General features: G+C 63.4%; 18 protein-coding genes and 2 pseudogenes. 8 read left to right on the top strand and 12 right to left on the bottom strand.

The genetic code is table 11. The features are described 5' to 3' along the window. Nucleotides 1-38: 38 nt before the first annotated feature. The 10 genes and pseudogenes from JaAD80_RS05415 to JaAD80_RS05365 all read right to left on the bottom strand — a co-directional run bounded on the left by JaAD80_RS05415 (nt 39) and on the right by JaAD80_RS05365 (nt 14167). Nucleotides 39-950 (bottom strand): carbohydrate kinase family protein, encoded by a 912-nt coding sequence (locus JaAD80_RS05415; RefSeq protein WP_102293227.1) that lies wholly within the window; start codon nt 948-950, stop codon nt 39-41. Further along, on the bottom strand, nt 947-2599 hold the full coding sequence (locus JaAD80_RS05410; protein ID WP_102293226.1) for an alpha-amylase family glycosyl hydrolase: 1653 nt from the start codon (nt 2597-2599) through the stop codon (nt 947-949). The genes JaAD80_RS05415 and JaAD80_RS05410 overlap by 4 nt, the downstream gene beginning before the upstream one ends. 1 nt (nt 2600) lies before the next feature. Continuing rightward, nucleotides 2601-3491: a maltose ABC transporter permease MalG gene (gene malG, locus JaAD80_RS05405; protein WP_102293225.1), complete on the bottom strand. Its 891-nt coding sequence runs from the start codon at nt 3489-3491 to the stop codon at nt 2601-2603. Nucleotides 3492-3501: 10 nt separating this feature from the next. Further along, nucleotides 3502-5013, bottom strand: a complete 1512-nt coding sequence (gene malF / locus JaAD80_RS05400; RefSeq protein WP_102293224.1) for a maltose ABC transporter permease MalF — start codon at nt 5011-5013, stop codon at nt 3502-3504. A 162-nt stretch (nt 5014-5175) separates the two neighbouring features. Then, nucleotides 5176-6396, bottom strand: coding sequence for a maltose/maltodextrin ABC transporter substrate-binding protein MalE (gene malE, locus JaAD80_RS05395; RefSeq protein ID WP_180979311.1), 1221 nt, complete (start codon nt 6394-6396; stop codon nt 5176-5178). Between the two features lie 110 nt (nt 6397-6506). Next, nucleotides 6507-7592 carry an ABC transporter ATP-binding protein gene (locus tag JaAD80_RS05390; protein ID WP_102293223.1) on the bottom strand — a complete coding sequence of 362 codons (1086 nt, stop codon included), beginning with the start codon at nt 7590-7592 and terminating at the stop codon, nt 6507-6509. 220 nt (nt 7593-7812) lie between these two features. Next, nucleotides 7813-9453: an alpha-amylase family glycosyl hydrolase gene (locus tag JaAD80_RS05385; RefSeq protein ID WP_102293222.1), complete on the bottom strand. Its 1641-nt coding sequence runs from the start codon at nt 9451-9453 to the stop codon at nt 7813-7815. A gap of 291 nt (nt 9454-9744) precedes the next feature. Further along, nucleotides 9745-10757, bottom strand: a pseudogene (locus tag JaAD80_RS05380) (substrate-binding domain-containing protein). A gap of 440 nt (nt 10758-11197) precedes the next feature. Further along, a complete protein-coding gene (locus tag JaAD80_RS05370) occupies nt 11198-12415 on the bottom strand; it encodes a carbohydrate porin (RefSeq protein WP_102293220.1) in 1218 nt (405 codons plus the stop codon). A 277-nt stretch (nt 12416-12692) separates the two neighbouring features. Then, nucleotides 12693-14167: pseudogene (locus JaAD80_RS05365) on the bottom strand (MFS transporter). A gap of 211 nt (nt 14168-14378) precedes the next feature. Between JaAD80_RS05365 and JaAD80_RS05360 the strand changes: the two are divergent. The 3 genes from JaAD80_RS05360 to JaAD80_RS05350 all read left to right on the top strand — a co-directional run bounded on the left by JaAD80_RS05360 (nt 14379) and on the right by JaAD80_RS05350 (nt 18490). After that, entirely contained in the window at nt 14379-15311 is a 933-nt protein-coding gene (locus tag JaAD80_RS05360) for a LysR family transcriptional regulator (protein WP_102293219.1), read from the top strand. 313 nt (nt 15312-15624) lie between these two features. Further along, nucleotides 15625-16746 (top strand): patatin-like phospholipase family protein, encoded by a 1122-nt coding sequence (locus JaAD80_RS05355; protein WP_102293218.1) that lies wholly within the window; start codon nt 15625-15627, stop codon nt 16744-16746. A gap of 97 nt (nt 16747-16843) precedes the next feature. Next, complete coding sequence (locus tag JaAD80_RS05350; protein WP_102293217.1) at nt 16844-18490, top strand: methyl-accepting chemotaxis protein; 1647 nt, start codon at nt 16844-16846, stop codon at nt 18488-18490. 173 nt (nt 18491-18663) lie between these two features. Here JaAD80_RS05350 and udk read toward each other — a convergent pair whose 3' ends face one another. Both udk and JaAD80_RS05340 read right to left on the bottom strand, forming a co-directional pair. Next, the gene (gene udk / locus JaAD80_RS05345; RefSeq protein WP_102293216.1) at nt 18664-19305 is read right to left on the bottom strand and encodes a uridine kinase; all 642 of its coding nucleotides are present in this window, start codon (nt 19303-19305) and stop codon (nt 18664-18666) included. 85 nt (nt 19306-19390) lie between these two features. Beyond that, nucleotides 19391-20050: a hypothetical protein gene (locus JaAD80_RS05340; RefSeq protein ID WP_258002816.1), complete on the bottom strand. Its 660-nt coding sequence runs from the start codon at nt 20048-20050 to the stop codon at nt 19391-19393. 427 nt (nt 20051-20477) lie between these two features. Between JaAD80_RS05340 and JaAD80_RS05335 the strand changes: the two genes are divergently transcribed. The 5 genes from JaAD80_RS05335 to JaAD80_RS05315 all read left to right on the top strand — a co-directional run bounded on the left by JaAD80_RS05335 (nt 20478) and on the right by JaAD80_RS05315 (nt 24138). Beyond that, nucleotides 20478-21371 (top strand): creatininase family protein, encoded by an 894-nt coding sequence (locus tag JaAD80_RS05335; protein ID WP_102293214.1) that lies wholly within the window; start codon nt 20478-20480, stop codon nt 21369-21371. 55 nt (nt 21372-21426) lie between these two features. Continuing rightward, a complete protein-coding gene (locus JaAD80_RS05330; RefSeq protein WP_102293213.1) occupies nt 21427-22701 on the top strand; it encodes a YncE family protein in 1275 nt (424 codons plus the stop codon). 12 nt (nt 22702-22713) lie between these two features. After that, on the top strand, nt 22714-23319 hold the full coding sequence (locus JaAD80_RS05325; RefSeq protein WP_102293212.1) for a pyridoxamine 5'-phosphate oxidase family protein: 606 nt from the start codon (nt 22714-22716) through the stop codon (nt 23317-23319). Between the two features lie 72 nt (nt 23320-23391). After that, nucleotides 23392-23763 (top strand): VOC family protein, encoded by a 372-nt coding sequence (locus JaAD80_RS05320; protein ID WP_180979310.1) that lies wholly within the window; start codon nt 23392-23394, stop codon nt 23761-23763. A 36-nt stretch (nt 23764-23799) separates the two neighbouring features. Then, nucleotides 23800-24138, top strand: coding sequence for a hypothetical protein (locus tag JaAD80_RS05315; RefSeq protein WP_102293211.1), 339 nt, complete (start codon nt 23800-23802; stop codon nt 24136-24138). The last annotated feature ends 15 nt before the right edge of the window (nt 24139-24153 follow it).

Below are 24153 nucleotides of genomic sequence, written 5' to 3'. Positions count from 1 at the left end.
GACCATTGGCGCGTTGCTACGCTTGATAGAATATTAAGTCATAAGCTAGTGCGGGCTTGATATAAGTCATGCAGTTCTTCGCGTCCGATAAACCGTTCATGCGTGCCATGCTGGGTGCAGGCAAACGCGCCGGCGATGGCGCCGCGGTGCATGGCCTCGTCCAGCGCCCGTCCATCCAGCCAGGCGTGCAGGAAAGCGGCGACAAATGAATCGCCCGCGCCGTTGGTATCGACCACGGCTTGTGTCAGTGGCGCCGCAGGGAAGTGGCGCACCACATCAGTATTCCGTTCCAGCAGGTAGGCGCCGTGCGCGCCCGCCATGGCCACGACGAGCTGCGCGCGGCCTTCCGAACGAATCGTACGCATGACGTCGTCCCGACGTTCGCCGAGTGCCGCCGTGCTGAGGAACACCAGGTCGGCGCGCAGCGCGAAGGTTTTGTGGTGCGGGTTGACGCCATCCCAGTCGTGCAAGTCGGTCGATACGGTCGTGCCGCATACCAGCGCGTCGTCGAACAAATCGGCGACCCAGCCCATGACGGAAAAGTGCGCGTGGCGCGCCGGACCCAGGTAGGGCAGATAAAACGCGGCCGGCATGCGCACGTCTTGCGGGTGGCGGCCATCGTACAGCGACAGCCGGCGCCCTTGCGGGTCGACCAGGTTGACGCTGCGGCGCGTGCCGGACGGCTCGACGATGTGCGAGAAATCGAGCTGGGCATTTTTATAGCGCTGCAGGATGGCCGCGCCCTGCGCATCGTCGCCGATGAAGTCGATGAACTTGCAGCGCAGGCCCAGCGCATGGCAGCCCAGCGCCACGCCATTGCCCGTGTGCGCCACGTAGTCGCGGATGGGCGGCACGTGCACGGAATCGGCGACCGGCAAGGGCAGGCCAGGGACGCGCACGATGGTGTCGATGCCGGCGCCGCCGACCACTAACATGTCATAGGTACTCATGGTGCAGCTTTCTCCAGCAGAACGGTGCCTGCCGCCTGTACCGCGACGGCACCGTCTTCGACTAAGTAGGTTTGGTTTGTATAGGCGTCGCGCAGCGGGGTGCCGTCGGCGAACACGCCGTGGACTTTCAAGGAAACCGTGCCCTGCGCTTCCGGCACGGCGATGACGGCATCACCGTCCAGCACGCGGGCAAACGCGTATGGTGTTTCTTCGATCAGGCGATGTTCGCCGCGCGCCAGCGCGGGGTGGCGCAAGCGGAACTGGCCCAGCTTGCGCGCATGCGCCAGGGTGGCGGCGTCCAGCGAGGTCCAGTTCATGTCGGAGCGGGTGGCCTGCTGCTCGTCGCCGGCGGGCGCCGCGCCAGGCTGGCGCGCGCTTTCATCGCCGTAGAACAGCTGCACGCCGCCCGGTGCCAGCAGCAGGGCGCTCAAGCCGTGCTTCAATTGCTCGCGCGGGAACAGGCTGGTGTCGTGCGAGGAGATATACGACAGGATGTCGTAGCGGGGTCCATTGCCAGCGCGCTTGCCCAGCAAAGTCGCGTACTGGCGGTAGACGCCGTCGATGCTCTTCCAGTCGCCGCCCGCGCGATTCTGGAAATCGAAATTGATCATCGAATCGAAACCCGCGTCGTGCCAGCTGCTGCGTTCGGGGCCATGGCCCCACGCTTCGCCCGTCATCCAGAACGGCGAGTCGTCGATTTTCTGCTGCGGATGGCGCGCCTTCCAATCCTTGAGCGCATCGGTGGCCGCCGCGCGCAGGGCCAGCCAGCTGGCCGGCTCCACATGCTTGACGGTGTCGGCCCTGAAACCGTCGACGCCGAATTCTCGCACCCAGTCGGCCAGCCAGCTGACAAGGTAAGTGCGCACTGTCGCCTCGGGCAGGGCCACGGCACGTGTGTCGCTTTTACGTTGCAGGATGGGCGGCAAGCCCACGGCCTTGCCGCTCTCCGTGCGGAAGTCGGGCAGGTAGGCCAGTTGCATCGTGTAGTCGTCCTTGCCGCCATCGGAATAGCCGGGCAAGCCGGCGCGCACCCAGTCCGGACCCCACCACTGGGTGAACTCGAAGTTGTTGTAGTCGATGAAGCTGTGGTAATCGCGCAGGCCAGCTTTCTCATGGCCGGGCCACAGAACCGGCACCTTGTACTCTGCCAGGGTGCGCAGGTCCGCGTAGCCGGGGTGATTGAGCACCACGTCGAACAGCACGCGGATGCCTTGCGCGTGGGCTGTGTCTATCATTTCGCGCAATTGCTCGCGCGTGCCCATGTTGGCATCCATGGTGGTGTAGTCGAGTGCCCAGTAGCCGTGGTAGGCGTAGTGCTGGAACTGCTGCTTGCCGCCCACCACCCAGCCGTGTATCTGCTCGTACGGCGCCGTGATCCACAGGGCGTTGACGCCCAGTTCGCGGAAATAGCCGGCCTTGAGCTGCTGCGTGATGCCGGCGATATCGCCGCCATGGAAGCTGCCGATATCGTCGCCTTGCGGGTCGGCGGCGCGGCCATAGGAATGGTCGTTGCCGGGATTGCCGTTGGCGAAACGGTCCGTCACGGCGAAGTAGACGATGGGGTTATCCGCGAATTTATCTGTAACCTTGCCCGCCTGCGCCGGCAGGCTGACGAGCAAAGCGGCGAGGGCGGTCAGCACGGTCTGCATGTCAGCCCTTCACGCCGCCAGCCGTCAGGCCGGAGATCATCCATTTTTGCGCCAGCAGGAACACGGCCGTGATGGGCAGGCCGGACAAAATCGCCGCCGCGGCGAAGTCGCCCCACAGGTATTTTTGCTCGTACAGGAACAGCTTGGAGCCGACGGCCAGGGTCAGGTTGTTCTGTTCATGCAGCAGCACGGAAGCGATCGGGTATTCGATGATGGCGCCAATGAAGGACAACAAAAACACCACCATCAGGATGGGCACCGTCATCGGCAGCAGCACGTAGACAAAGGCCTGCCACTGCGTGGCGCCATCGACCTTGGCCGCTTCCTCGATTTCCACGGGGATGGTTTGATAGTAGCCCTTGATGGTCCAGATGTGCAGGGCGATGCCGCCCGTGTAGGCCAGCACCAGGCTGCCGTGGTGGTCGATGCCCAGCCACGGCACGTAGCTGCCCAGCACGTCGAAGATGGCGTAGATGGCCACCAGGGCCAGCACGGCGGGGAACATCTGCAGCAGCATCAGCGCGGACAGCGTCTGCGACTTGAAGCGGAACTGCATGCGCGCAAACGCATACGCGCAGGTGGTCGACAGCAGCACGGTCACGGTGGCGCTCATGCTGGCCACCTTGATGGAATTCCATAGCCACAGCAGCACGGGGAAGTCCGGCTCGACCAGCGCGCCATTGGCATCCTGGTAGGACATGCCCAGCGCCAGACGCCAGTGCTCGAAGCTGATCTCGGGCGGTATCAGACTGCCCGAGGCGAAATTGCCGGGCCGCAGCGAGATCGACAAGATCATCAGGAAGGGGAACATCACCAGCGCGATCAGCGCGATCACGGCGACGTGGGCCGCCAGGATGCGCCAGCGGTTGGAACGGTCGACAACGATAGCCATGGTCTGTCCTTTATGCTTTGTTCATGCGCGTCAGGCGCATGTTGACCAGCGAAATCGCGGCCACGAGGAAGAAGATCAGGGTCGAGATGGCGGCGGCCAGGCCAAAGTTCTGGCCGGAATCCTCGAACGCGATGCGGTAGGTGTAGGACACCAGCAAGTCCGTCGTGCCGGCAGGCAGGGTGGTGTCGAGGAAATCGGGACGCCCGCCCGTCAGTAAGCTGATCAGCACGAAATTATTGAAATTGAAGCCGAGGCTGGCCACCATCAGCGGCGCCAGCGGCTTGATGATCAGGGGCAGGGTGATCTTGAAGAAATTCGTCAGCGGTCCGGCGCCTGCCAGGGCCGACGCTTCGTACAGGTCCGCCGGAATCGCCTTGATCAGGCCCATGCACACCACCATCATGTAGGGGTAGCCCAGCCAGGTATTGACGATCAAAATCATGGCCTTGGCCAGGGTGGTGTCCGAGAACCAGGCGGGCTTGATGCCGAACAGGGCATCGAGCACCAGGTTGATTTCACCAAAGTTATTGTTGAACAGGCCCTTGAAGACGAGGATGGAAATGAAGCCGGGCACGGCGTACGGCAGGAACAGCAGGGTGCGGTACAGGCCGCGGAAGCGCAGCGCATCCCAGTTCAGCAGCACGGCCAGTACCATGCCCAGGCCCGTGGTGGTGGCCACGCTGATCAGGGCGAAGACGATGGTCCAGACGAAAATGCGCAGGAAGGGGCCGCGGAACGCTTCATCGGAGAAAATCTTGACGAAGTTGGCGAAGCCCACATTGACCTTGAAGCCCGGTTCCAGTTTCGTGCCGTCCGGCATTTCATAAAAGCCCGTCTTGAAGTTCGGCGTCACCAGTTCACCGGTGGCGATCTTCTTGAGGTTCTTGTCGGGCAATTGCTTGTAGACGTGCGCGACGGGGCCGAATTCGCGCAAGCCCACCATGCGCAGCTCGATCTTGTTCGGCAGCACGATGGTCAGCAGTTTCAAGTCTTTTTGCAGGGCGATGATGTCCTTGATGGGCAGCGGCGGGGCCAGCACGGGCGCCTGCACGGGATCGAGCGGCGCCACTTCCACGTTCAGCGGTACGGCGCGCTTGAGGGCCAGCGCTTCCGTCAGCAGCACTTCGCCCGTGTCCGGGCTTTCCAGGCGCAAGCGGTATTCTTTATTGTCCGGATGCACGGTCAGGGCGTAGCCCGTGCTTTCCACGCGCTGTGTCTCGTCCAGCAGGTATTGCGTGGCGCGCTCATAGGTGAGCAGGTTGCGCGAACTGAAATTGGTAAAGCCGATCGACACCGTGTACACCATCGGCAGCAGCACGAAGACGATGACCGCCGTGATGCCGGGAAACAGATAACGGTAGGCATAGGCGCGCGGCGACGTGAAGACAAACGTCGTCAACGTCAGCAAGCCGAGGAAAACGGCGGCCAGCATGGTCTGGCCGGAAATGTACAACATGAAAAGCAGATACAGACCCAGCGCCATGCTGATGGTCAATACCGTAGGGCCGATAAACTTGCGCACGATGGATACCTGTGAAGATGGATGCTGGATGAAGGCGTTGTGGTGCAGGTCGGATCAGGCCCGAAGGGCCGTAATCCGACAACATTGTTGGCTGCACATGTCGGATTACGCGCAAGCGCTAATCCGACCTACGTGAAGTCACGTGATGCAGCGCGATACTGATTAATTCGCCGTCGTAATCCGCTTCGCCGCCGCATCCAGGCCATCCTTGGTCGTCTGGCGGCCTTGCGTGATGTTTTCCAGCGCCGATTGCATCGACGACCAGAAGCGGCCCATTTCCGGGTTGTTCGGCATCGGGCGGCCCGCTTGGGCGCTTTCCATCGTCGCCTGGATGTTCGGATTGGCTTTCAGTTCCGCGAACAGCACTTTATTGGCTGGCGTGCCCAGCGGGACGTCGGCGTTGATGGTTTTCAGGCCATTGAGCTGCAGCATCTGGTTTTCCAGGAATTCCGTCGCCAGGTCCTTGTTCGGGCTGGCCTTGGAAATCATCGCGCCCAGCACGCCGACGAATGGCGTGGCCGTCTTGCCTGCCACGGTCGGGATCGTTGCCACGCCGAAATTGATCTTCGACTTGCGCGCGTTGTCCCACGACCAAGGGCCGTTGATCATCATGGCGATCTTGCCCTGGTTGAAACCGGCTTCCATTTCCGCGTAGCCGGCGCCCTTCGGCATGGCGCCGCTGTTGATCAGGGTCATCAGCGCATTCACGCCGGCTTGCGAACCGGCATTGTTTACGCCCGTCTTCGCCGCATCGTAGCGGCCGTCGGCCTTGACTTCAAACGGGAAACCGCCGCCCGCGCCCAGCAGAGGCCAGGTGAAATAGGTATTCGTGTAGTCCCACAGGATGGCCTTCTTGCCTTGTCCCGACAGTTTCTTATCCAGCGCGGCGATTTCCTCGAAGGTTTTCGGCGGGTTCGGCACCAAATCCTTGTTGTAGACAAGGGCGACGGCTTCGATGGACATCGGATAGCCCCAAGTCTTGCCACCGACCGTGAAGGCATTCCACGCCAGCGGCAGGATGGCGGCGCGCGCTTCCTTGCTTGGCGTCAATGGCTGCAGCAAGCCGGCGTCGATCCAGGTGCCGATGCGGTCATGCGGCCAGATCCAGATGTCCGGACCCTTGCCGGCGGCCGCCGCTTGCTGGAACTTGTTTGGCGCATCTTCCGGATGCTCGACGACGACCTTGACGCCCGTCTTCTTGGTGAATTCCTCGCCGACCTTGGCCAGGCCCTTGTAGCCCTTGTCGCCATTGATCCAGATCAGCAGGGTGCCCGCTTCGGCCGCGCTGGCCAGGCTGACGGCGGCCAGGTTGCCGATGCCGGCCAGGGCGGCGGCGAGCACGGTGGTTTTGATGAAGCTGCGTTTCGTGTGGGTGTAGGACATGTCAATCTCCAGTATCTTTTTTTATGCTAAGTTTATGTTGAATATCAAGGCTGAAATCATGCAACCAGGCCAGGCGGCGCCTGTAGCGCCTGGCCCCTGAAACGGGTGGATCAGGTGCGGGTCTGGCCGTGCTCGTCGAACACGTGAACGCGCGCGGGCGCCACTTGCAGGGCCACGGACTGGCCAATGGCCCAGTCCGTCTCGGCATCGGCGCGCACCACCAGCGGCTCGTCGCCGCCCGGCACCTGCACGTACAGATAGCTGATGTCGCCCAGTTTCTCGACCGCCTGCACGCTGGCCGTGATGGCGGCCGTGGCGCCGGGCGCGCACGCCTGCACGTGTTCGGGACGCGCGCCGATGGTGACGGGGGTGCCGCTGGCCAATGGTTGCGTCAACACGGCCTGCAGCATGCCGCCCGCGTTGGTGGCGATGGTGGCCACGCCGTCGGCGTAGCTGTGGATCTTGCCCTTGAGGAAGTTCATGCGGGGCGAACCGAGGAAGCCGGCGACGAACAGGTTGGCCGGGTGGTGGTACAGCTCCAGTGGCGCGCCCACCTGTTCGATGCGGCCCGCGTTGAGCACGACGATGCGGTCGGCCAGGGTCATCGCTTCGACCTGGTCATGGGTGACGTAAATCATGGTCGAACGCAATTCACGGTGCAGATTCGCCAGTTCGATGCGCATTTGCACGCGCAGCGAGGCGTCCAGGTTGGACAGCGGTTCGTCGAACAGGAAGACGTCGGGCTTGCGCACGATGGCGCGGCCGATGGCCACGCGCTGGCGCTGGCCGCCGGACAGATCCTTGGGTTTGCGTTCCAGCAAAGGCTCGATGCGCAGGATTTGTGCGGCGCGCTGCACGGCATCGGCAATTTGCACCTTGCTCATGCCGGCCAGTTTCAGGCCGAAGGCCATGTTCTGCGCCACGCTCATGTGCGGGTACAGCGCGTAGCTCTGGAACACCATGGCGATGCCGCGCTTGGCCGGCGGCACGTCGTTCATGCGGGTCTTGCCGATGAACAAATCGCCGCCGCTGATTTCTTCCAGGCCGCAGATACTGCGCAGCAAAGTAGATTTACCGCAACCCGATGGCCCCACGAAGACCATGAATTCGCCATCGGCGATCTCCAGGTCGATGCCGTGCAGGGTTTGCACGTCGCCATATGCCTTTTTCAGGCCTGTTAACTTCAGTCCAGCCATGTCGTCGTCCTCAATCTCACTGAATGTGCCTGGCCAAATCTACTGCGCGTCGAACTTGCGGCTGGCGATGCTCACCGTGCATTCGCACAGCTGCGCTTCTCAGCCACAATTTTCATCCGCTCGCTACGATTTTGCCAAGCACTGATACTCTGTTGTTCGGCCCCGCTGATGCGCGGGGCTCGTTATTGTAATTGGCGGCATGGCCGCCAAAGCCTGCGATTTACGCCAGGCTGCCGAACCAGCCGCCATGGGCGGGCAGGGTGACGCTGCCGCCTTGCTGGCTGCCCGGCAAACCGTGGCCTGCCAGGCCGGTCGCCTGCGCCGCGTCCGGCCAGGCGAAGGTGACGGCTTGCGTGCCCAGGTTGAAGGCGGCAAGCACGGATGGTTGGCCTGGCAGGTCGCGGCGCAAGGCCAGCACGGGTTCCGGGGCATCGAAGAAGACGATGTCGCCACTCAGCAGTTGCGGCTGGGTGCGGCGCCAGGCGAGGATGTTCTGGGCAAAGCGCAGCGGCGAGCCGCTATCGCGCTCCTCGGCGTCAACGGCGCGCTCCAGGTGCTCGGGCGGCACGGGCAGCCAGGGTTTGGCCGTGCTGAAACCGCCATGCGGCGCGTCGGCCACCCACGGCATCGGCGTGCGGCAGCCGTCGCGGCCCTTGAACTGGGGCCAGAACGGGATGCCGTACGGGTCTTGCAGCGCTTCGAAAGGAATGTCCGCTTCCGTCAGGGCCAGCTCGTCGCCCTGGTACAGGCACGGCGTGCCTTTCAGGGCCGCCTGCACGGCCAGCACGACCTTGGCCAGGGATGGCGACGGGTTTTCGCCGCCCCAGCGTGTCATCACGCGCACGCTGTCGTGGTTGCCCACGGACCAGGAAGCCCAGCCGTCGGCCACTTTGGCTTCGAATTCTTCAACCTGGGTGCGGATGTGGCCGGCCGAGAATTCCGCCGTCAGCAGGTTGAAACTGTAGGCCATGTGCAGCTTGTCGCCGCCCGTGGTGTAGGCGGCCATGGTAGCGAGCGCGTTGTCGTCGCCCACTTCGCCGATGGAAATGGCCTTGTATTCGTCGAGCACGGCGCGCACGCGCTGCAGGTAGGCGATGTTTTCCGGCTGCGTCTTGTCGTACAGGTGCGACTGCATGCCGTAGGGATTGATGGCCGACACGCTGCTGGCATCGCGCTGGGCGGCCGGCGGATTGTCGCGCAGCAGCTGGTCATGGTAGGGGAAGTTGCACGAGTCAAAGCGGAAACCGTCGACGCCGCGCTCGAGCCAGAAGCGCAGGTTGTCCAGCTGCGCCTGCTGTACGGCCGGGTTGTGGAAATTCAGGTCGGGCTGGCTGGCGAGGAAGTCGTGCAGATAGTACTGGCCACGGCGCGGCTCCCATTGCCAGGCCGAGCCGCCAAACACGGACAGCCAGTTGTTCGGCACGGTGCCGTCCGGCTTCTGGTCGGCCCATACATACCAGTCGGCTTTCGGATTGTCGCGGCTGGCGCGGCTTTCCACGAACCACGGGTGGATGTCGGACGAGTGCGACAGCACCTGGTCGATCATCACTTTCAAGCCCAGCTCATGGGCGCGCGCCACCAGGCGGTCGAAATCGGCCAAAGTACCAAACATGGGGTCGACGTCGCAGAAATCGGCCACGTCGTAGCCGAAGTCTTTCATGGGCGACGTGAAGAAGGGCGAGATCCAGACGATGTCGGCGCCCAGGGCGGCGATGTAATCGAGTTTCGAGGTAATGCCGGGCAAGTCACCGATGCCATCGCCATTGCTGTCGAGGAAGCTGCGTGGATACACCTGGTAGATGACGGCGCTGCGCCACCAGTCGGCGGGCAGGGTAGCGAGATTGTTCTGGATGGTCGGCATGAATGATTTCTTAAAAGTTGCCTGTAGCCTTGGCTATCAGGACGGCGCTGCTGGTTGGTAGGCGAACGTCTTATTTTAAAATTCAAAGCGCTTTGGGTATGAAATGAGTATAGTTCAAAGCGCTTTGAAAAGTAAAGCGATACACGCGCCAGACATACGATTTTTTTATGGGGGTGATTCAGGGAAGGGATGTGCATCCCCTGGGCGAAGACGAAACCCTATGCAAGGGCCGGGGTCAGAGCCTCAGGGTCTGACCCCGGTAGTCGACGGGTTTCGCAATGAAGAGGTAAATCAGGTGCTGAGGACAGGCCCGGCCGACTCGCCCGGCAGCAGCTCGCACGGCCACAGTTCCTGCAGTTCGGTGACGGGCGTGCCGTCCATCAGGGCCAGCAGCATGTGGATCATCTTCGCGCCGGCGCGCGCGGGTCGGGCTGGACCACGGTGGTGACGTTGTGGCCGGCCAGGGAATCTTCCATCACGCCCCAGACGATCAGCGACATCTCGCTGCCGATGGCGATGCCAGCGTCGAGCAGGGCGCGCACGGCGCCCACGCCGGACATGTGATTGTCGACGATGACGGCCGTGGGGCGGGGCGAGCGGGCCAGCAGGCGCTGCATGGCCTGGTAGCCGGCGCGACGGTCGTGCGCGTTGTCGACCAGGTTGTCCGGATCGACGGCCAGGCCGCCCGCCTGCATGGCGCTCTGGAAACTCTCGACGCGCTGGCGCACGAAGTTCAGGTCCGGCGTGGCGCTGATCAGGCCGATACGCTGGTGGCCCAGCTGCGCCAGGCGCTCGACGGCCAGGCGCATGCCGGCCTCGTTGTCGTAGTCGAACCAGGCGTGCGGCTGGTTCAGCTGCGTGCGGCCATGCGCGACAAACGGCATGCCCTGCTGCGCCAGGTACGCGATGCGCTCGTCGAACGGTTTCGTGCGCCCGACCACCAGGCCATCGATGCGGCGGCCCTTGACCATGCGCTCATAGGTATGGAATTCGTTGGTGGCCGAGGCGGGCGCGATCATCATGTCCATCTGCTGCGCCTCCAGCGCTTCGGACATGCCGCCGACGATCTCGATGAACATCGGGTCGGCCAGGTCGTTGGGCATCAGCGGGTAGATGATGCCGACGATATTCGTGCGCCCCACGGCCAGGCTGCGCGCCATGGGATTGGGCCGGTAGCCGGCCGCCTGCGCGGCGGCCATTACCCGTTCGCGCGTGCGTTCACTCACTTCCGGATAGCCATTCAAGGCGCGGCTGACGGTGGTTTCGGAAATTCCTAGCGTTTTGGCGAGATTTTTGAGGTTCATGGATGCTGCAGTCGGGAGCTATCTTGGGTGAGTCCAGCCGCTGCCGGCGTCCGGCGGGTTGGCGGAGGCGGCGCGGTGCGATGTCGGGTAGTTTATCTGATAAATGCCAGGACGATCAGGCTAACGATCGCCGGCGGCGCGGCCAAAAAAATACGCGGGCAAACCCAGGGGCGCCCGCGCTAAAAGAGGATACTGCTGAATCACTACATTGAAACTGCCGGCCATCGCGTGCAGCGGCGCGATGGTGGGTCCGGATACTGCCTGCCCCTGTGCAAGCAGGCGGTGTTGCTGCCATTGGCTGCTGCCTTGCGGCATCAGCCAGTGTTGGATGCCGCTGAAAAGGCGCGTGCGGCAATACGTTCAGGGCAAGGCGCGCCGTCGCAAACAGTACGCCGGTACGGCAAGACCGTGCAACGCCGCCAGCGACGTTTTCGGTGCTCTTACCACCAGGACTCGACCTGGACGCCGATCGAGCTGCCATTGGTCTTGCCGCCAAACACGCCCGTCGACGACAGCGCCGATTCCGCGGCGGCCGCCGACTGGGCCGCCTTGTTCCATTTGGCGTAGGTGTAGAAGGCGCGCAGCACGGGGCGCGACCAGAAGCTGTTGCCGGCCGACAGTTGCGGCGCGAAGGTCAGCTTGGTCAGGTTGCGGCTTTCGCCGCCTTCCGGCTTGACGATGTCGTGGCCCAGTTCCACTGCCAGGCTGTAGTTGTCGCTGAAGTGGTAGACGGGACGCGCGCCGATCGACGTCCATTTGCTGCTGACGCCCGCCGTTTCCTTGTCTTCGTAGACGAAGGTGGCCATGCCCGACCAGGCGCCTTTCGGCTGGATCATCAGTTGTTCCGTCAGGCGCACCACCTTGTCATCCTTGCTGGCGCCCAGGCTGAAGCCGCCCGTGTTGGCGCCGCTGCCTTTGCCGAACTGCAGCGCCACCTTGTTGAAGCCGCCCAGCAGGTTGCCTTGCGTATGCATGATGGTCAGCAAATGGCCGCTGGCGATGGGCGCGGCGCCGTCCGCGTTGCGCTTCTGGTTGTACTGCACGCCCAGGGTCAGTTCGCCATCGGGGTTGACCTTGATGCCGGAAAAGCGCAAGTCGTGGGACAGGCCCATGCGCTTGCTGTCCGTGTCATCGGCCGTGCGCACGATGGCGTAGGCCAGCTTGGCGGCGCCCAGGTCGATGTTTTCCAGGCCGGCGCCAGGGCCGCTGTTATTCCAGAAGTAGTAATCGGTGATGTGCACGTCCTGGCGGTCGTAGTAGCGCTTGCCGACCCAGGCGCGCGCTTCGGCGAAGGCGCCCGTGCCGATCTTGTCGGCCACCACGTTCATTTCACGCCACGACGGGTCCGACTGCTCCCAGTCCTGGTTCTGGTTGACGGAAAACGCCACCAGGGTATTGATGCGGAAGGTGGTGCCATTGGCTGCCTTGAACGCTTCGCCGCCGAACTTCAGCTCGCCGTAGGTTTCGCACTCATTGCCCAGGCGATACTTGGACGAGGCGCCGGCCAGGCCGAAGCAGGCTTCCTTGCCGCCTTCGCTGCTGGTGCCGAAGCCCGAGCGGATATAGCCGCCGAAGTCGATCGGCAGGGCAGCCTGGGCCGACGCGCTCAAGGCCATGAGCACTGCCGCTGGCAACGCTTTCAAGAAAAATGTGTTCATTGTGTCTCCAGTGTTTTTATAGGTTTATAACCGCAGGATCGGCGTGCATCACTTTGCACAACCAAAGCGCTTTAACTATGTTTCAAAGCGCTTTGAGTATAGTTCAAAGCGCTTTGATAAGTAAACTCGTTTTATTCCTTGCATCTTCCGGAGACATCGAAGGTGTTGCGGAGAAACATCAATGGCAGGGGGCGGCGTGTGGCCGCCGCCATGCACGGGACGGGGAAGCCGCGCCGTGCTTTCAGCGCGGCGGGGGAGGTGTTGCGGCGCGTGCCGCTCAGGTGGAGGTCTTGCAGGCGGGCAGGGTCGACGTGGACTCCGCTGACGGGCTGCCGGCCGGATGGCGCAGGAATGCCAGGATCAGCAGGGCCGACGCCGTGGTGATGCTGGCCAGCACATACAGCAAGTGGCGGAAGGCCGTGCCATACGCTTGTGCCAGCTCGGCGGCGCCGGCCTGCGGCAACAGTTCGCCCGCATGGCGCAGTTCGCCCAAGGCCAGGAAGGGGGCGGCCAGTGCCGCCTGTTGCGCGGCGATGCCGGGAACCTTGCCCAGCGCGGCCACGGTGAGCGTACCCAGCAGGGCGCTGACGATGGCCAGCGCCAGGCCTTCGCCTGCCACGCGCGTGGTATTGAAGATGCCGGCCGCCATGCCGGCCCGCTCGACGGGCACGACGCTGATGGCCAGGCCATCCATCAAGCCCCACGGCAGGCTGATGCCGCAACCGATCAGCAGCAGCGGCCCCAGCAGGGTTGCGGCGGGCAAGCCTGGTGCGCACATTGACAGCCACAACAGGCCGCCCGCCGCCAGCAGCAGGCCGCTGGCGCAGATGTGCGCGGCGGCGATGCGCTGCGCCGCCAGACCGGCCAGCATGGGCAGCACCAGCATGGGGGCGGACAGGGCGATCATCATGCGGCCCGCATCAAAAGCGCTGTAGCCCTCGATGCCGATGAAGCGGGCGGGCAGCAGCACCAGCAGCACGACGAAGGAAAATGCGGGCGCGGCGGCCAGCAGCTGCACGCCGGCAAAAGCGGGCAGGCGGAACAGGGACAAGTCCAGCATGGGCCGCGCGGCGCGGCGCTCCACATAAATGAAAGCGGCCAGCAGCAAGGCCGCGCCACCGAACAGCCCCAGGCTGGCCGCGCTGCTCCAGCCACTGTCGGGCGCCTGCAGCAAGCCATAGGTAAACAGGGAAAGGGCGCCCGTAAATGTCAGGGCGCCGGGCCAGTCCACGCCCCTCGCCTGCGGGTCGCGCGATTCGCGCATGGCGCGCGCGGCCGCCAGCAGGGCGGCCAGGCCAGCCCCGGCTGTCACGATAAAGATGGCGCGCAGCCCGTGCGGGCGATCAGCACGCCCGCGAGGAAGGGGCCGAAGGCCAGGCCTACGCCAAAGGCCGTGCCGATCAGGCTGAAAGCGCGTGCGCGGGCCGGGCCGTCGAATTCCTGCGCCAGCGCCGCCAGGCCGCTGGACAGGGCCATCGCGCAGCCCAGTCCCTGCACGGCGCGCAGCACGTCGAGCAGCACGATGGAGGGCGCGGCCGCCAGGGCCAGCGCGGCGGCGGAAAATACGCTCATGCCCATTAAAAACACGCGCTTGCGGCCATAGCGGTCGGCCAGCGCGCCAGCGGCCATCAGGCAGCCGCCAAAGCTGAGCATGAAGGCATTCGTGATCCAGGCCAGCGCCAGCGGGCTGCCGCGCAGTTCGGCGGCGATGGCGGGAATGGCGATGGCCGGACCCGTAAAGCTGAGCGGCATGCACAGGGCGGCCAGGCAGACGGCGGCCAGGACCAGCGCGCGCCGGGCCGGGGCCGGGCCCTGTTCAGGGCTTGCTGCGGGGAGATTCGTATCCATGGGAGTGATTCCAGAAAGAGGGAATTCGATGATAATATGGACGCAATGCGTGAAAAAGTGGTTGAAAAGCCGCTCATAGCGGACAAATATTCCTTAATTGAGCGATCGGGGTGGCATGGATAATCTGAACGGCATTACCGCCTTCGTGCGCGCGGCGGAAACCTCCAGTTATGTGGCGGCCGGGCGGCTGCTCGGTGTGTCGGCCTCGGCTGTGGGCAAGAGCGTGGCGAGGCTGGAAGAAAAGCTGGGCGTGCGGCTGCTGAACCGCAGCACGCGGCGCATCAGCCTGAGCAACGAGGGCGCACTGTTCTACGAGCGCTGCCAGCGCATCCTGGCCGACCTGGGCGATGCCGAGGCGGAACTGTCGCACCTGGCCGAGGCGCCGCGCGGCAAGCTCAAAGTGAGCTTGCCCGTGATCGGCTACCGCATCATCCTGCCCGTGCTGGCGGACTTTACGCGGCAGTATCCTGAGATCGAACTCGATCTGGACTTCAATGACCGCCTGGTCGACGTGGTGGCAGAGGGCGTGGACGTGGCCGTGCGCAGCGGCACGCTCACCGATTCGCGGCTGATGGCGCGGGAACTGGGGCCGTTCGCCTTTGCCATCGTGGGATCGCCCGCGTATTTCGCCCGCCACGGCGTGCCGGCCACGCCGCGGGCGCTGGAAGGGCACGCCTGCGTGCGCTATAAATTTCCCACCACGGGCAAGCTGCAGGAATGGGTGCTGCAGCATGGTGAGGGCGGGGGCGATGTCGGCGGCGAGCCGCGCCTGCCGACCGCCTTGACCTGCAACAATATCGAAGCCCTGATCGGCGCCGCCGCGCAGGGCGTGGGCCTGGCCTATCTGCCGGACTTTATCGTGCGCGACGCCATCGCCCGTGGCGAGCTGCAAGCCGTGCTGGGCGACTACCTGCAAGCGGCCAGCAAGTTCTGGGTGCTGTGGCCGTCAAGCCGCCATTTGTCGCCGAAAATCCGCGTCTTTGTTGACTACGTGTGTACCCATCTGCATTTTTCCGCGCCACTTCCTGTGCCACGCTCCGCCTCCTGAGTGCTCTGGCCGCCGCCGTGGCAGCCAGTTGAGGAATATTCCTACCCCAAAAGAGATTTTTCCTAACATTGCGGATTTTTTATTTGCTGCGATGCACCACGCTACGCCGCGTGCTGTCAGCTTATGGCCTTTCTGAATACCCGTTATGCGTTATTGAAATTGCCATATGGCATTTATTTATGTTAATTTCATATCTGTTTCTGCAACATTGTAACAACGCGGCAGTTGCGGGAACATGAAGATGATTAAGCGTCATAAGCGCGTAGTAACCAACAATTAGGGGCGCGAGCCCGGTTCCATTCAGGGAGTGAGCATGAAGACAGTCACCACGACGCCGCCACATCAGGCCGCCGCCGCGACGCTAAAACCAGCCCGCAAAACGGGCTTGCTGCTCGGTGGCGGCGCACCAAATTCCACCTTGATCGCGGGCGCCCTGGCGGCGTTTCTCGACGAGGGCATCGAGTTCGACGTCATTTCCGCCTCCGGCGCGGGTGTCTTGATGGGTTTGCTCTACACGACGCCGCACGAAGCGACGCCGCGCCAGGCGCTGCAGAGCTGGGCGGACACGGGCGTGGCAGACAGCATCTACAAGATGATCCCGATCAACTACAAGGTGTTCCAGAAGCCGGGCATGCACGCGAGCACCTTCCGCGACGCCTTCCAGCCACCGGCCAACAATCCTTTCTTTCAGGCGTTCAAGCAAACGTTTGCGGGCGTACCGACGGCCTGGTCGGACTGGGGCAAGCTGATGGTGTCGTCGCTGTCGCCATCGGACCTGTCGGCGAAAAGCCTGGGCCTGTGCGCGCATTTGCCGTTCCTGGAAAAGGCCGTGGATTTCTCGGGCGTCGCGCACATGCGTCCCGCTTTCTACATCAACGCCTACAACCTCAGCGCGCACCGCATGCAAATCTGGGGCAAGCACGAGATCGAACCCATCCACGTGCGCGCGGCGTTGTCCTTTCCCTTCCTGTACGCGCCCACCACCATCGATGGCGAGGACTACATCGAAGGCGCGGCCCTCGACACGCTCAATTTCGAGCCGTTTATCGAAGGCAAGGGCGAGCACCATGACGCCGACACCCTGGTCATCCTCGACATCCTCGGCGACGAGCGCCTGCTGCGCAAGCCGCGCAACCTGTACGACGCCTGGGTGCGTTCCATCATCACGCCGCTGGTGAAAATTTCCAAGAGCGAACTGCGCCTGTTCGAACTCGAGCACAACACGGATGCGCGCACGGGCCAGCCCAAGCGGCGTTTGCTGAAGCTCGACCTGATGGGCGGCATTCCCGAGCAGCACTGGCCCGACACCCTGGACTGGTCCAGCTCGAACATGCAGCTGCTGTTCGACGTGGGCCACAAGGCGGGCCTGGCGTTTTGCCGCCAGCACGGCGACTTGCTGCGCCGCACGCCGGACGCCGCGCCGCTGGCGGCGTAAGTCCGCCCGGCCGGTTCCCAACTGCGATTTCCGGCCACCTGATCGGCAGCTTTTATCCTGCCTGGCCTTGCCAGGCTACTTTTTACTGTGAAACACCATGAATATTACCAAGCAACTAATACTGACCCTTTCCATCGCCTTGCTGGCCCTGCTGGCACTGGGGGCAGGCGGCGCCATGCAGCTGCAGCGCGCGCAGGAGCGTTTTGACACCGTGCAAAACCGCATCATTCCCAGCATTCAGGGCTTGAATGCGGCCAAGGGTTTCCTGGCCGACTCGCGCCTGGCCGGCTACCGCCTGTCCGTGTTCTCGAACCTGGCCGACAAGACGGCACTGGACAAGGCCGTCGCCGACGCCAACACGAATTTCGACAAGGTCATCGCCACCTATCGCGCCGAGCGCCTGTACGACGCCACGGACAGCAAGATGCTCGACGCCGACCAGGCCGCCATGGAAGCCTACCGCCGCGCGCTGGTGCCGTTCTTTGCCGCCGCCTACGCGGGCGACATGGATGGCGTGCGCGCCACCTTGCTCGCTGGCACGCCGCTGGCCATCACGGCCGCCGCCGCCAAGAAAAGCATGGATGACCATATCGCCTACAACAACAAGCTGGTCGATGACGTGAAGGCCGAGAGCCTGGCCGCCTACGACACGGCCTTCAACACCATGCTGGCCGTGCTGGGCGTGGCCGTGCTGCTGACGGGCGCGCTGGCCTGGCATATCTACCGCACCATCAGCGGCGGCCTGGGCAATATCGAACATACGCTGGAGCGTGTCAGCGCCTCGCTGGACCTGTCCGCCGCCATGCCCGTCGAGCGCATGGATGAAGTGGGCCGCACGGCCACGGCGTTCAATAAATTCCTCGAACGCATCGTCGACGTGATCGCTACAGTGCGCACTTCGGCCGATACGGTCAGCGTGGCGGCCGCGCAGATTTCCGCCGGCAATGCGGACCTGTCCGTGCGCACAGAGCAGCAGGCCTCGTCGCTGGAAGAAACGGCGTCCAGCCTGGAAGAGCTTACCTCGGCCGTGCGCCAGAATACGGACAATGCGCGCCAGGCGAATACCCTGGCCGTGTCCGCCTCGGACGTTGCCCGCAAGGGTGGCGCCGTGGTGGCGCAGGTGGTGGGCACCATGGGTTCCATCAATGAATCGGCGAAGAAAATCGCCGACATCATCGGCGTGATCGACGGCATTGCCTTCCAGACCAATATCCTGGCGCTGAATGCGGCCGTGGAAGCGGCGCGCGCTGGCGAGCAGGGCCGAGGCTTTGCCGTGGTGGCCACGGAAGTGCGCAACCTGGCGCAGCGCTCGGCCGCAGCCGCCAAGGAAATCAAGGGGCTGATCGAGGATTCCGTCGACAAGGTCAACACGGGCAGCGTGCTGGTCGATCAGGCAGGCGCGACGATGGAAGAAATCGTCGCCAGCATCCGTCGCGTCACCGACATCATGGGCGACATCGCCAACGCCAGCCACGAGCAGAGCGCCGGCATCGAGCAAGTCAACCAGGCGATTTCGCAGATGGACCAGGTGACGCAGCAAAACGCGGCCCTGGTGGAAGAGGCTGCCGCAGCGGCGTCCTCGCTGCAGGATCGCGCCGTGGAGCTGGTGGATGTGGTGGCCGTCTTCCGCCTGCGCGGCGACGCGCAAGGCAAGTCCTTGAAACTGGCGGGCGGCTTGCCGGCCCCGGCAGCGGCGACAGCCAGCCGACGCCTGGCACTGCCCGGCCGCAGCGCCAGCGCTTGAACGCTTGAACGCTGAAACATGAAAAAACCCCGGCATGCCGGGGTTTTTCTGATGGATAGGTCAATGGTGGGAACGCCGCCAGCGTTGCCTTCAGTGATTACTTTGGCAAACGCCTGCGCCCGGCACCGGGTAGCAGGCAAGCCGGGCCAGCGCCCGGCCGCCATGGCATGACATCAGGGGCGCTGCATCCGGCCGATCACGCTGGCCACCTTGGCGGTGATCATGTCGACCGCGGGGCCGTTGGCGCCGTGCGGCAAGATGACATCGGCATTGCGCTTGGTCGGCTCGATGAATTGCTTGTGCATCGGGCGCACTGTTTCCAGGTACTGCTCGATGACGCTTTCCACGGAGCGGCCGCGTTCGGTAATGTCGCGCTGCATGCGGCGGATGAAGCGCACGTCGGAGGCGGTGTCGACGAAAATCTTCAGCGACATCATGTCGCGCAAGTCTTCGTCATACAGGGCAAACAGGCCTTCGATCACGATCACCGGGGCTGGCTTGACGGAAATGGTCTTGTCGGAGCGGTTGTGCAGCGTGAAGTCGTACACCGGCATCTCGATCGATTCGCCGTTACGCAAGGCCTGGACATGTTGCACCAGCAACGGCCACTCGAACGCCTGCGGATGGTCGTAATTCTGCTGGGGACGGACGTCAGGGGACAGGTGGGTCTGGTCGCGGTAGTAGTCGTCCTGCATCACGACAGAGACCATGTCGGCGCCAAACGACGCGAGCACTTGCTGGGATACGGTTGACTTGCCGCTGCCGCTGCCGCCAGCGACACCAATGACAAATGGTTGGAAAGGAATATTATGCATGCCGAATGATACCGGAAACGCGCCCGGGCCGACAGGGGGCGCCTGATCGCAATGGGCATTCGGCAAGCGGGCGGCACCCGTGCGTCTAGCGCTTTTCCTTGTTGATCTGTTGCAGCAGCTTGAATGCTTCGTGCTCGATCGCCGCTTCCGCTTCCGCCAGCTCCTTGCTTGCCTTGACATAAGCGGCGCGCTTGCGCTCCTTCTTTTCCTCAGGCGAAACGGCCGCCGTCATGCCCGGCATGATGAGCTGGGCGCCGGAATTGTACTTCTTGTGGATGACCTGCTTGCCGTAAGGCGTGCTGTAAAAACGGCTCATTTCGGTCGCCGTCTCGGCGGAAATGCTGCGCGCCAACGCGGGCGCCAGGCGCTGGTAAATCTCTGCCGGCGGAACTTTCGCCAGCTTGGCGAGCACGGCCTGCTTCTGGGCTTCGCTGGCGTAGCGGCTGCGGGCGGCGACGCCATTGAGTACCTTTTCAATCTGCATCGTGCCCAGCAAATCCTGCACGGCTTTCAGATGTGCCGGGCTGGGTGCCGCAGCTTGTGCTGCCGGCGCCGCGGGCGTCGTGGTGGCGGCAAAGGCGGGGGCGGCGAAGGCCAGCGAGAGACCGAGTACGGCGTGGACTGCAAACTTCATAAGTTCCCTTTGGATGAGGAGGTAAGCGCGAACCGCGCGGTGCATGAGCCAGGCATGCCGGGCGAGGCGATACTGCGCAAAATGACAGGGCGGCAGGCTGCTTCCGCCCATTTTTAGTTCCGTAATTGTAATTTAATCATTTTCATGCGGATGCCCAGTGAGTTCAGCATTGCGTGATGGACTCGCTTTGCATTGCCCCGTTGCCGCGTGCTACGCAAGGCAAGATTGCGCAATCGTTGTCACGCTGCACATGGAACGCTCCGGAAATGACACCGCACAGCCATGCTTTATTGCCAAGGATATCATCTGGCGCGCACAACAAGCGCATTGCTTCCTGCCGTCGCCGTTCCGTCCCGGCATGTCGCCATCGGATCAGCGCTTTGTGGTTTGCCGCCCACCGTCAATTCTTTGTCAGCCGGCGCGCCAAATTAACGTGCCGATCCCGTCATGATGGAATACAATTCTTGCGTGGCAGCCAGCTTGCCTGGCCAGGCCGGGTACGGCGTCACGCTAGACGACCACGGAAAGATGTTTGCTTATGACTCTGCAGTTCCCCCTGCCGGATGTGTCACCCGCGCCCCGCGCGCACTCTGTTCAGTCCTTGCCGCTCGGCGCCCTGTTTGCCCTGACCCTGTTCTGCCTGGTGCCTGCCGCGCCTACCATTGCCGCTACGGCTGCCAGCGGCAGTGTCATGCTGGAAGAACTGACCAGTACGGAATTGCGCAGCCGTATCGAGCATGGCGCCACCACCGTGCTGATCCCCATTGGCGGCGTGGAGCAGAGCGGGCCCTACATCGCGCTGGGCAAGCACAATGTGCGCGCGGCCATCCTGGCGCGGCAGATCGCGCAAAATCTGGGTAATACGATTGTCGCGCCCGTTGTTTCCTACGTGCCGGAGGGCAGCATCTCGCCGCCAGCCGGCCACATGCGCCACGCGGGCACGATCTCGATTCCACCGGCCGCTTTCGAGGCCGTGCTGGAAGGGGCGGCGGCCAGCCTGCGCCAGCATGGTTTCCGCGACATCATTTTCCTCGGTGACCATGGCGGCTATCAAAAGAATGAACAAAACGTGGCCAGCAAACTCAACCGCGCCTGGGATAAAACGCCCGCTGGCAAGGATGCGCGCGCGTACGCCTTGCTCGACTACTATGACATCACGCAATCGGCATATGTTGCCGAGCTGCAAAAGCGTGGCTACAGCGGCGCCGAGATCGGCCTGCACGCGGGCTTGGCGGACGCGGCCCTGATGCTGGCGACCGATGCGTCGCTGGTACGCAGCGAAGCCATGGCGCACGGCGCGAAACCAGGCGTGGCGGACGGCGTGCGCGGCGATGCCACGCGGGCGACGAAGGAACTGGGGCAGATCGGCATCAAGCTGCAGGTCGACACCTCGGTGGCGGCCATCAGGCAATGGCTGCAACGGCATAAATAATTTCCGCTGGAAGTGTATAACTTCCGGCATTTGCAACGAAACGACGCGAAATCACATGAAAAAATCTCAACGACGCACCATCGTCACCTTGTCCGCCCTGGCTGCCGCATTGGCCGGCCTGGGCGTGGCCAGCCAGGTCATCGGCGCCAGCACACCCGCTGCGGCCGCTGCCGCGGCACCGGCCGCCGCGTATTCGCCGCTGCCCGGCATGCCGCCGCTGGTCGACCCGAAAAACGTGTATGGCAGCATTGCCAGCAGCAACATGAGTCCCGTGGTCAAGGATCACCTGCGCAGAGTCTATGTGCCGAACCTGCGCTCGAACGACGTCTACGTGATCGACCAGGACAGCCTGAAAGTGGTGGACAAGTTCAAGGTCGGCAGCGGCCCGCAGCACGTCGTGCCATCGTGGGACTTGCGCACCCTGTGGGTGGCGAATAATGCCGAGCGCACGGACAAGGGCAGCCTGACGCCGATCGACCCTTTGAGCGGCAAGCCGGGCAAGGAAGTGCCGGTCGATGATCCCTACAATATGTATTACACGCCGGACGGCAAGTCGGCCATCGTCGTGGCCGAAGCGCGCCACCGCCTCGATTTCCGCGATCCGAAGACCATGGCCGTGCAGTATTCGATCGATACGCCCCAGTGCGGCGGCATCAACCATGCGGATTTCTCGAACGATGGCCGCTACGCCATGTTTACCTGCGAATTCGACGGCACCATCGCCAAGATCGACCTGGTGGGCCGCAAGGTCGATGGCTACCTGAAATTGCAGATGCCGGCCAAGCGCTTTGCCGAATCCGGTCCCGTGGGCGGCCCGGCAAATGAAATCTGCAGCGTCAAGAAGGGCATGCCGCAAGACATACGCATCTCGCCGGACGGCAAGAAATTCTTTATCGCCGACATGGACGCCGACGGCGTGCACATCGTCGATGGCGCCAGCCTGAAGGAAATCGGTTTCATCCAGACGGGCGTGGGCGCGCACGGCCTGTATCCGAGCCGTGACGGCAAGAAACTGTACGTGGCCAACCGCGGCACGCACCGCATCCATGGCAAGCCGAAGGGCAAGGGCAGCGTCAGCGTGATCGATTTCGCGACGGAAAAAGTCGTGGCGAACTGGCCGATTCCCGGTGGCGGCAGCCCCGACATGGGCAACGTTTCCGCCGACGGCAAGTACCTGTGGCTGTCCGGCCGTTTCGACGATGTGGTGTACCGCATCGACACGAATACGGGCGACGTCTCCAAGGTGAAAGTCGGACAGGAGCCGCACGGCCTGACCGTGTGGCCGCAGCCGGGCCGCTATTCGCTGGGCCATACGGGCAACCTGCGCTAAGCCGGGAGGCGCATGGACATCGATACCTTGGAGCAACTGCGCGAGCACTATCCGCCCGCGCAGGGGCGGGCCTTGAGCAAGCAGCTTGACCACCTGGATCCGCACTGCATCGCCTTTATCGGCCTGTCGCCGTTCGCCGTGCTGGCGACGGGCGGCGCTGCAGGCCAGCTGGACGCTTCGCCGCGCGGCGGCGCGCCCGGCTTCGTGCAGGTGCTGGACCGGCATACCTTGCTGTTACCCGATGCCAAAGGCAATAACCGTCTCGACAGCTTCAGCAATATTGCCGAAACGGGGCGGGCAGGGCTGCTGTTCATGATCCCCGGCGTCGATGAAACCTTGCGCGTGAACGGCGAGGCCAGCCTCAGCGACGATGCCGCGCTGCTGGCGCTGTTTGCCGGTGAGCGCAACCCGCCACGCCTGGTCATGCGCCTGCGCGTGGCGGAAGCCTACCTGCATTGCGCCAAGGCCCTCATGCGTTCGCGCTTGTGGGACAGTGCGGCGCAGGTCGAACGCTCAGTGCTGCCGAGCATGGGCCAGATGATCAGCGATCAGACGGGCGGCAGCGCGACGCTGGAAAGCCAGGCGCAGATGCTGGCCCGCTATGCGGCCGATTTGTAGTGCTCTCTTGGCAAGTATGCAGCGCTGGCGCATACTATGCTTTCCTCTAACACACTGTCATCCTTACTCATCATGATTCTTGATCACATCGGTTTGTGCGTCAGCGATACGGCGGCCAGCAAGGCCTTCTTTGCAGCAGCTCTGGCGCCTCTGGGCGTTTCGGTCGTCATGGAAGAGCACGGCTGGGTAGGCCTGGGCAAGGATGGCAAACCTGATTTCTGGTTCGGTGCTGGCGGCACGCCGCATGCCGGCATGCATCTCGCCTTTGCGGCAGGCAACCGCGAGCAGGTGCGCGCGTTTTACACGGCGGCGCTGGCCGCCGGCGGCACGGACAATGGACCGCCAGGCATCCGTGAAATCTACCACCCGAACTATTACGGCGCCTTCGTGCTGGGCCCGGATGGCCACAATATCGAAGCCGTCTGCCACCTTGCCGAGGACTGACATCACTTACACCACTTATTACCTGAAGAGAACGGCATGACGCACGGCGCCACCCTGTTTGCCAACGATGCTGGCGGCTATGTCTACGTGAAATCCGGATTTTCCTGGCCGGCACTCTTGCTGGGCTCCTTCTGGGCCGTGGCCAAGCGCCGCTGGTGGCTGTTGCTGCTGATGCTGGCGATGGATGTCTGCCTGTGGTTTGGCAGCCAGCTGGCAAGCGGATTGCAGATCGGCCCGATGGTGCTGCTGATGGGGGCGGCGGAGCTCAGCTACCTGCTGGCGCGCGGCTGGTATGGCAACCGCTGGCTGGAAGCGTCGCTGCGCAGCCATGGCTACAAGCCTGTCGTGCCGGCCACCGATGCCGGCCTTTCCTGACATAGTTTTTTCCTT

The organism is Janthinobacterium sp. AD80, from assembly GCF_002878455.1.
Lineage (GTDB): Bacteria > Pseudomonadota > Gammaproteobacteria > Burkholderiales > Burkholderiaceae_D > Janthinobacterium.
Note: the sequence above shows the minus strand (reverse complement) of the source record. Positions and strands in the feature narration are given on the sequence as shown.

Excerpts from the sequence above, each read along its gene's own strand:
- JaAD80_RS05415 (WP_102293227.1), bottom strand. The coding sequence starts at position 950 with ATGAGTACCTATGACATGTTAGTGGTCGGCGGCGCCGGCATCGACACC.
- JaAD80_RS05410 (WP_102293226.1), bottom strand. The coding sequence starts at position 2,599 with ATGCAGACCGTGCTGACCGCCCTCGCCGCTTTGCTCGTCAGCCTGCCG.
- malG (WP_102293225.1), bottom strand. The coding sequence starts at position 3,491 with ATGGCTATCGTTGTCGACCGTTCCAACCGCTGGCGCATCCTGGCGGCC.
- malE (WP_180979311.1), bottom strand. The coding sequence starts at position 6,396 with ATGTCCTACACCCACACGAAACGCAGCTTCATCAAAACCACCGTGCTC.
- JaAD80_RS05390 (WP_102293223.1), bottom strand. The coding sequence starts at position 7,592 with ATGGCTGGACTGAAGTTAACAGGCCTGAAAAAGGCATATGGCGACGTG.
- JaAD80_RS05385 (WP_102293222.1), bottom strand. The coding sequence starts at position 9,453 with ATGCCGACCATCCAGAACAATCTCGCTACCCTGCCCGCCGACTGGTGG.
- JaAD80_RS05370 (WP_102293220.1), bottom strand. The coding sequence starts at position 12,415 with ATGAACACATTTTTCTTGAAAGCGTTGCCAGCGGCAGTGCTCATGGCC.
- JaAD80_RS05360 (WP_102293219.1), top strand. The coding sequence starts at position 14,379 with ATGGATAATCTGAACGGCATTACCGCCTTCGTGCGCGCGGCGGAAACC.
- JaAD80_RS05355 (WP_102293218.1), top strand. The coding sequence starts at position 15,625 with ATGAAGACAGTCACCACGACGCCGCCACATCAGGCCGCCGCCGCGACG.
- JaAD80_RS05350 (WP_102293217.1), top strand. The coding sequence starts at position 16,844 with ATGAATATTACCAAGCAACTAATACTGACCCTTTCCATCGCCTTGCTG.
- udk (WP_102293216.1), bottom strand. The coding sequence starts at position 19,305 with ATGCATAATATTCCTTTCCAACCATTTGTCATTGGTGTCGCTGGCGGC.
- JaAD80_RS05340 (WP_258002816.1), bottom strand. The coding sequence starts at position 20,050 with ATGGGCGGAAGCAGCCTGCCGCCCTGTCATTTTGCGCAGTATCGCCTC.
- JaAD80_RS05335 (WP_102293214.1), top strand. The coding sequence starts at position 20,478 with ATGACTCTGCAGTTCCCCCTGCCGGATGTGTCACCCGCGCCCCGCGCG.
- JaAD80_RS05330 (WP_102293213.1), top strand. The coding sequence starts at position 21,427 with ATGAAAAAATCTCAACGACGCACCATCGTCACCTTGTCCGCCCTGGCT.
- JaAD80_RS05325 (WP_102293212.1), top strand. The coding sequence starts at position 22,714 with ATGGACATCGATACCTTGGAGCAACTGCGCGAGCACTATCCGCCCGCG.
- JaAD80_RS05320 (WP_180979310.1), top strand. The coding sequence starts at position 23,392 with ATGATTCTTGATCACATCGGTTTGTGCGTCAGCGATACGGCGGCCAGC.
- JaAD80_RS05315 (WP_102293211.1), top strand. The coding sequence starts at position 23,800 with ATGACGCACGGCGCCACCCTGTTTGCCAACGATGCTGGCGGCTATGTC.